Genomic DNA, 2,373 nt, shown 5'->3' on the forward strand with positions numbered 1-2,373 from the left:
TTCCAAGCGGGACGGCCTTGTCGGCGAGGTCATACTGCGAATGTCCCATATCGTTTCTCCTCAGACCACTATTGGCCAGAGCACAAACGTTCGGGAGGGGCCGGGAGCGGTCCGGCCGGTTCTGGTATGAACGCGTGAGAATGCAGATATTCAATCCGGTGGGTCCGAGTCTCGAACTGACCCGTTCCGCACGTTCCTAAAGCTGCAACTCCTCTCAGTCCACTCAAGCGAAGACTCAGGGCAGCAAAACGATCGAACGTACCATATAGATGGACCGTGGGCAGCACTCGGGCTTGACGTCTTGCCGTCATGGGTGAACGGTAGCGGCAGCCTGGCACCGCGCAGGAAAGCACGTTATGATCAAGGCTGTCTTGGGTTTTCTTCTGCTGCCTTGGCTTGTCATCTTGCCCCTGATCGCAGTGACACCCGCGATCGCAACCGATTTCAGCCAGCCCGGTCCTTTCGCGATCGGTATTCAGAAGTTCACGATACCTGACGTGACTGGTGAGCACCCGCTGGAAACATGGGTCTGGTATCCCGCTGCTGGTCCTGCGCCAGCTCCCGCCGGCGCAATCCTGAAGACGACGCCGGACGCACCGCCGGCAACGACCGGTCCCTATCCGCTGCTTGTGCTGATCCCCGGATCCTCGATGCCGGGCATAGCCTACACCCGCTGGGGCCAGTTTCTCGCGACCTACGGGTTCGTTGTCTTCGCTTCGAGCTATGATACCGGATTCGACGTTCGCCGATTGCTCTATTATCGTTCTGCCAACGTGCTTCGTGTGATCGGCTACGCCGATACACTGACAGCCCCGGGTGGCAAACTCGCTGGACTCATAGATACCTCCCACATCGGCGTCTGGGGGCATTCATCGGGCGGAGCGACTGCGCTCCAGGCGGGAGGCGCTCGGGTCGACTTTAAAGCCCTGGATAGCTGGTGCGCTGCAAATGAGGCCCAGAAGTATGGCGACTCATGCCAATTTGTAGGTTTCGAGCCAACGATTGCCAAACTCTACGGCGCTGCAGACCCGTTTGCGGAGCCGATGCCACCCATTTGGGATAGCCGCGTGGCGGCGCTCGTTCTCGCAGCTCCGGGCGGCGAGCTGCAGGTATTCGGCGCCACTGGCATTGCGGCTGTCAAAGTGCCGACGCTCATACTGGTCACTTCTGACGACGAGATGGTGAAGCCGGAATTCAATGCCCTATGGGCGCATGATAGCATCGGAAGTCGAGATAAGGCGTTGGCCGTATTCGACAAGGGTGGGCACATGATGTTCGCATACGGTTCCGGTTCCAGCCCGCAGTTCGATCAAGCCAAGACGCTGACCGCGGCATTCTTCCTCAGTATTCTAAAAGGTGATCCCATGGGGCAGGCGGCGCTGCGACCCGGCGAGGCGTCGTTTCCGGGCCTCCACTATAAAACGACCTTCCACTGAGCCGACCGGACTCGTTGCTGGACAGGTGGAGGCGCTCGTGTGGCCAACGGCAACACGTGGTCCGCTTGTGGCGCAACCGCGATCACCAATGCGGTGGCCGGTAATGTCCTCTTTAAGGCAGTTGCAAAGCTAACTTTGACGACCGACATGAGGCGCATTGCCGTCCGGCAGCCTGTGGGCCGGAAGCGGCCAACCCCAAGTATAGAAATGACCCAACACCGGCCGCCCTTGGCGAGTGTGCTCCACCCATTGCCCTAGCGAATAGCGGCCTGACCGCCGCAGCCACGACCCGCGCAAGCCCTCCTGAACCCCAGCTGAACGCCGCCTTCAGCCTTAGTTCGAACGGCATCTCCTAAAAAGAAGCCGTTCAACCGCGGTCCCGTCCGCCAAAGGAGACGCTCTCATGATCCGCAATTCTTTCATCGCAACCGCGCTTGCCGCTCTTGTCGGTATCACTGCCGCCGCTCCGGCCATGGCCAATGACGTGCGCATCGAGCAATATGGCTGGTCGAACTCGGCCGGCGGCGCCCAGAACGGCTTCAAAAACCGTATCCGGGTGTATCAGAACGGCCGCTTCAACAAGGTGATCGGCCAGCAGCGCGGCCGCCACAACCTTTCGGCTATCGGCCAGGACGGGGCCGGCAACTACGGCGCCACCTACCAGAACGGCAACCGCAACGTGGCCGGCGTCGGCCAGTTCGGCTCCAACCACACCACCATTCTGACCCAGGACGGTAACGGCAACATTGCTGCCGGCGTGCAGGTGGGCCACGGCTGCGATGCCAATGTCAGCCAGGGCGGCAGCGGCAATGTCGCAGCTTTCGTCCAGGCCTGCCCATAAACACGGCAACGGCCAGGCGGGCGCGGGGCGAAATCGCCGGCCCCCCGAGGCCCCCCCAACCGGGCCAACCCCGGCCCCCCACGGCACCAAAACACC

2 protein-coding genes are annotated in these 2,373 nt (G+C 61.4%); both read left to right on the top strand.

Annotation, left to right across the window (positions count from 1 at the left end):
• Window positions 1-356 precede the first annotated feature (356 nt).
• Entirely contained in the window at window positions 357-1,436 is a 1,080-nt protein-coding gene (locus NKJ81_RS32410; protein ID WP_352542968.1) for an alpha/beta hydrolase family protein, read from the top strand.
• Between the two features lie 403 nt (window positions 1,437-1,839).
• Entirely contained in the window at window positions 1,840-2,277 is a 438-nt protein-coding gene (locus tag NKJ81_RS32415) for a curlin (RefSeq protein ID WP_352452314.1), read from the top strand.
• Window positions 2,278-2,373 lie beyond the last annotated feature (96 nt).

The organism is Mesorhizobium sp. M0018 (assembly GCF_040323955.1).
In the GTDB taxonomy this organism is placed as follows: domain Bacteria; phylum Pseudomonadota; class Alphaproteobacteria; order Rhizobiales; family Rhizobiaceae; genus Mesorhizobium.